5 protein-coding genes are annotated in these 4,782 nt (G+C 70.6%); 4 read left to right on the plus strand and 1 reads right to left on the minus strand.

What is annotated here, in order from left to right; translation table 11 throughout:
• The 4 genes from ACOADB_RS17970 to ACOADB_RS17985 all read left to right on the plus strand — a co-directional run.
• On the plus strand, positions 1 to 271 hold a 271-nt coding region (locus ACOADB_RS17970), incomplete at its 5' end, for a hypothetical protein (protein ID WP_378601446.1).
• Between the two features lie 111 nt (positions 272 to 382).
• Positions 383 to 1,411, plus strand: coding sequence for a sigma-70 family RNA polymerase sigma factor (locus tag ACOADB_RS17975; RefSeq protein ID WP_378601449.1), 1,029 nt, complete (start codon positions 383 to 385; stop codon positions 1,409 to 1,411).
• A 3-nt stretch (positions 1,412 to 1,414) separates the two neighbouring features.
• The gene (locus tag ACOADB_RS17980) at positions 1,415 to 1,999 is read left to right on the plus strand and encodes a TIGR03086 family metal-binding protein (RefSeq protein WP_378601452.1); all 585 of its coding nucleotides are present in this window, start codon (positions 1,415 to 1,417) and stop codon (positions 1,997 to 1,999) included.
• A 45-nt stretch (positions 2,000 to 2,044) separates the two neighbouring features.
• Positions 2,045 to 3,283 carry a low temperature requirement protein A gene (locus tag ACOADB_RS17985; RefSeq protein ID WP_378601455.1) on the plus strand — a complete coding sequence of 413 codons (1,239 nt, stop codon included), beginning with the start codon at positions 2,045 to 2,047 and terminating at the stop codon, positions 3,281 to 3,283.
• Here ACOADB_RS17985 and ACOADB_RS17990 read toward each other — a convergent pair.
• The gene (locus ACOADB_RS17990) at positions 3,273 to 4,604 is read right to left on the minus strand and encodes an MFS transporter (RefSeq protein WP_378601458.1); all 1,332 of its coding nucleotides are present in this window, start codon (positions 4,602 to 4,604) and stop codon (positions 3,273 to 3,275) included. The two genes, ACOADB_RS17985 and ACOADB_RS17990, sit on opposite strands and share 11 nt — an antisense overlap.
• Between the last annotated feature and the right edge of the window lie 178 nt (positions 4,605 to 4,782).

Raw genomic sequence — 4,782 nt, forward strand, 5'->3', positions numbered from 1 at the left:
CGCCGGGCTCGTGCGCGTCGTCGGCGACGGCGGCCCGCTCGGCGTCGGCGTCGCCGGGGCGACCCTCGACGTGGTCCGGCTCGAGGCGGGCGAGGTCCTCACGCTCCCGGCCGCCCACCAGGTGCACGGCTACCTCACCACCGGCGCACTGCTGCGGTTCTCCCTGGCCGAGCCGCTGTCGGCGGGCGACGCGTTCAGCCTCACCGACCAGCCGTCGTACGACGTCACGGCAGCGGTGCCGACAGAGATGCTGATCTGGTCATTTTCCTGATCCGGGGCATCGAGGCTCGCTTCGCTCGCACCTCACCCACCGGGGTCCGATGAGTTTTCCGGTCGACCCCGGTCAACCCGTCAGGCACACTGGCGACACACAGGGGTAGCGATGGGAAGCGCGACGGTGACCGAGATCGAGACGGCAGTGGCAGGCAGCGAGGAGCTCGCTGACTTCGACACCCTGACCGGGCGTTATCAGCGGGAGCTGATGGCGCACTGCTACCGGATGAGCGGGTCGGTGCACGAGGCCGAGGACCTCGTGCAGGAGACGTTCCTGCGCGCGTGGAAGGCGTCGGCGAACTTCCAGGGCCGCTCGTCGGTGCGCACGTGGCTCTACAAGATCGCCACGAACGTCTGCCTGACGAACCTGGAGAGCAAGCCCCGCCGGCCCCTCCCGACGGGCCTCGGTACGGCGGACTCCGCTCCTGCCGACGAGCTGCTCGAGGACCACGAGGTCCCGTGGCTGGAGCCGATCCCGGACGCTGCGGTGGAAGTCGCCGAGCGCGACACGATCCGCCTCGCCTTCATCGCGGCGCTGCAGCACCTGCCGGCACGGCAGCGCGCCGTCCTGATCCTGCGCGACGTGCTGCGCTGGTCGGCTGCCGAGACGGCGACCGCCCTCGACACCACGACCGCGGCGGTGAACTCCGCACTGCAGCGCGCGCACGCCCAGCTCGCCGAACGCGGCCTGACTCCCGAGACGGTCGAGGCCGACCTCGACGCGGCCCAGAAGGGCCTTCTCGACGCCTACCTCGAGGCGTTCTGGCGCAAGGACATCGACCGCATCGTCCAGCTCCTGACGTACGACGCCACCTGGGACATGCCGCCGTTCCTCAACCACTACCGCGGCCCCGAGAACATCGGCGAGCTGATCGGAACCAAGTGCCCCGGCGGGGTCGCCGACATGCCGATGGTGGCCACGACCGCCAACGGCCAGCCGGCGTTCGGGCTCTACATGCGCCAGCCCGAGGGTCACTTCAAGCCGTTCCACCTGCAGGTGCTGCAGATGGTCGGCAGCGGTGACGACCTCCGCGTCGAGCACGTGACGGCCTTCTTCGACACGGCGCTGTTCGCCCGGTTCGGGCTCCCCGAACGACTGCCGGCCGACTACGTGCCGGACCTCGCCCCGGCCGGCTGAGCGATGTCCGCGGTTCCCGGCCTCCCGCCGGTGCCCACGGACCCGGGGGTGGAGCTGCTCGAGCGCGCACTCGCCTACACGCGGGGCGCCCTCGTCACGATCACGCCCGCGCACCTGGGCCTGCGCACGCCCTGCGCGCAGTGGCGACTGGTCGACCTGCTCGCCCACATGGAGGACTCCCTCGATGCCTTCGCGGAGGGTGCGACGGGGGTGATCAGCCTGCACAGTGCGGCACCCGCGCCGGTCGGCGACCAGATCGCGGCCCTGCAGTCCAAGGCGTGCGGCCTGCTCGGCGCCTGGGCGTCGGCCACCACGCCCCTCGTCGAGGTCGGCGGGCGCCCGGTGCCGGTCGGCACCATCTCCCGCCTCGCTGCCCTGGAGATCGCGACCCACGGCTGGGACGTCGCACGCACGACCGGGTACGACGCCGTACTCCCCGACGAGCTCGCCGAGGGCCTGTTGCCGACGGCCCTCGCGGTGGCGCTGGAACAGCATGGCGAGTTCGGGCCGCCCGTGCCCGTCAGCGCGGACGCCGGACCGGCGCGACGACTGCTCGGCCTGCTGGGCCGTCGGATGGTCGTCGCGTAGCCGAGCCGCCAGGCGAGGCGTACCGAGACGCCTAGACTCGCCGCCATGGCTGAGTCGGCGGTGGCACACCGCAAGCAACGCATGTCCGGGCGCGACCCGCACGAAGCGCACCGGGTGGCGACACCGCTGGAGCTGCTGTTCGACCTGACCTTCGTCGTCGCCTTCGGCACGGCCGCCAACGAGCTCGCGCACGGCCTGTCCCAGGACCACATCGGCGCGGGGATCGTGGCGTTCGGCTTCGCGACGTTCGGCATCTCGTGGGCCTGGATCAACTTCACCTGGTTCGCCTCGGCGTACGACACCGACGACTGGATCTACCGGCTGACCACCATGCTGCAGATGGTCGGCGTCCTCGTCTTCGCGCTCGGCCTGCATGCGATGTTCACGTCGGTCCACGACGGCGACACCCTCGACAACGACGTGATGGTCTGGGGCTACGTCGTGATGCGCGTGGCCATGGTGTTCCAGTGGTGGCGGGCCGGCCGGCACGACGCATCCCGGGGGCCGGCGTGCCGGACCTACATCGTCTCGATCCTGGCCGCCCAGGTGTGCTGGTGCGTGCTCGCCCTTGTCGACCTCCCCGTCGGGACGACGTTCGCGCTCATGGTGATCCCGTTCCTGATCGAGATCGGCGGCCCGGCGTACGCCGAGACCCGACGCGGCGGCACGCCCTGGCACGCCCACCACGTCGCCGAGCGCTACGGCCTGATGGTCATCATCACCCTCGGCGAGGGGATGATCGGCACGATGGTGTCGCTGACCGCGCTCTCCGAGGGCGGCGTCACCGTTGACGTGGCGCTGCTGGCATTCGCCGGCACCGCGCTGACGTTCGGGATCTGGTGGATGTACTTCGGCGTACCCCACGGCGAGATCCTGCACGCCCGGCGCGACCGTTCGTTCGTCTGGGGCTACGGCCACATGGTGCTGTTCGGCGGCATCGTCGCCATCGGCGCCGGCCTGCATGTCGCGGCGTACTACCTGGAGCACCACAGCAAGCTGGGGCTCACCGGATCGGTGCTGACCGTGGTGGTGCCGGTGGCGATCGTGATCATCGGCTACTACCTGCTCTACTCGGCGATCACGCACTCGGCCGACGCGTTCCACCTGCTCCTGCTGGCCTTGACCATCATCCCGCTGGTCGCGCCGGTGCTGATGGCTGCCGCCGAGGTCGACCTCACCTGGTGCCTGGTCGTGCTGTCGCTCGCCCCGTGGGTCACGGTCGCCGGCTACGAGGCAGTCGGTCACCGCCACGTCGCGGCGGCGGTGGCCCGCCTCAGTCGCTGAGCGGGTTCGCCAGCTCGTCGGCCGGCAGCTTCGCCCACGTGACCGCCACGATCGCCGCGATGCCCGGCACGATCGCCGCGATCGCGAACGTCGCCTCGAGGCCGATCAGCTCGGCCACCGGGCCGGCGATCGCCATCGAGACGGGCATCAGGCTGACCGAGACGAAGAAGTCGAGCGAGGCGACGCGGCCCAGCAGGTGCGGCGGAACGCGGCGCTGCAGCAACGTCCCCCAGATCACCATCGGCGCGGAGAAGAAGGCGCCGATCACGAACGCGGACGCCGCGATCACCCACACGTCCTGCGCGAAGCCGATCAGCAGGAAGGGCAGGCAGCCCAGGCCCCACATCAGGTTCATCCAGGTGAGGTAGCGCCGCGGCATCCGGATCGAGGCCATTGCCATGGAGCCCACCGCGCCACCGATACCGAAGCAGGCCAGCACGATCGCGTGGTCACCCGGACCGCCATCGAGCTTGTCCTTGATGAGGAACGGGACCAGCACCTCGAGCGGCCCCATCAGGACCAGGATCATGATCGACGCGAACAGCAGCGTGGCCAGCAGCCACGGCGTCCTCATCATGTAGACGAAGCCCTCGCGGATGTCGGCGAAGGCCGTCGCCACCGCGCCTGCCGGGCCCGACTCCGGGTCGGCGGCGATCTCGCGTCGTACGGCGGTGAGCGGAACCGTGGTCAGCGCCAGCAGCCCGATCAGGCTGAACGTCGCCGCGACGCCGAGCGCCGCCGATGAGGACGCGGCGCCGACGACGACACCCGCGACACCCGGGCCGATCGCCTGGCCGACGGTCGGGCGGACCATCCCCTCGAACCCGTTGACCGCCATCAGGTCCTCCTCGGGAACCAGCGCGGGCAGCCAGGCGGAGTAGGCCGGGTAGTAGAACGCCATCGCGACACCGGTGCTGAACGACACGGCCGCGAGGTGCCAGAGCTGGGTGAGGTCGGCCCACGACAGCAGCGCGACGACGGTCATGCCAGCCAGCTCGACGGCCGCGACGACGAGCAGGATCAGCTTCTGCGGGATCCGGTCGGCCACGACACCGCCGAGCAGGGCGGGGAGCAGGACGCCCACGGCACCGGCGGTCGACACCACCGAGAGCTGCCCGGGGCCACCGTCGATCCGGATGACCTCCCAGACCAGCGCGACCACCCACACCCCGCTCGCGAACGTCTGCAGCACCAGGGCCGTGCCGAGCCGTCGGTAGGCGGCATGGCGGAACGGCGTCAGTGCGCGCGGCAACCGCCGCCCGGAGGGCTCGAGGCCGGAATCCTCGGGAGGCGGTGCGAGGGGGGTGATCTGATCAGTCATGGTGGTCCTTCGAGTCTGCACGTGAGGACCGACATCGGCCACCGAATTCATCGGCACACCCAGCGCCCCGTTGGTCGAGGAGGTTGCGCAGCAACCGTCTCGAGACCGCACAACAACCTCAAGCATCCTTGAGGTCAAGCGACCTACGGAGCAGGCAACGCGACGTACGTCGTGTCGA

This window comes from Nocardioides sp. CPCC 206348, assembly GCF_048654705.1.
Lineage (GTDB): Bacteria > Actinomycetota > Actinomycetes > Propionibacteriales > Nocardioidaceae > Nocardioides.

Bases quoted from the DNA above. Each gene is read 5' to 3' on its own strand.
- ACOADB_RS17990 (WP_378601458.1), bottom strand. From the start codon at position 4,604: ATGACTGATCAGATCACCCCCCTCGCACCGCCTCCCGAGGATTCCGGC.
- ACOADB_RS17985 (WP_378601455.1), top strand. From the start codon at position 2,045: ATGGCTGAGTCGGCGGTGGCACACCGCAAGCAACGCATGTCCGGGCGC.
- ACOADB_RS17980 (WP_378601452.1), top strand. From the start codon at position 1,415: ATGTCCGCGGTTCCCGGCCTCCCGCCGGTGCCCACGGACCCGGGGGTG.
- ACOADB_RS17975 (WP_378601449.1), top strand. From the start codon at position 383: ATGGGAAGCGCGACGGTGACCGAGATCGAGACGGCAGTGGCAGGCAGC.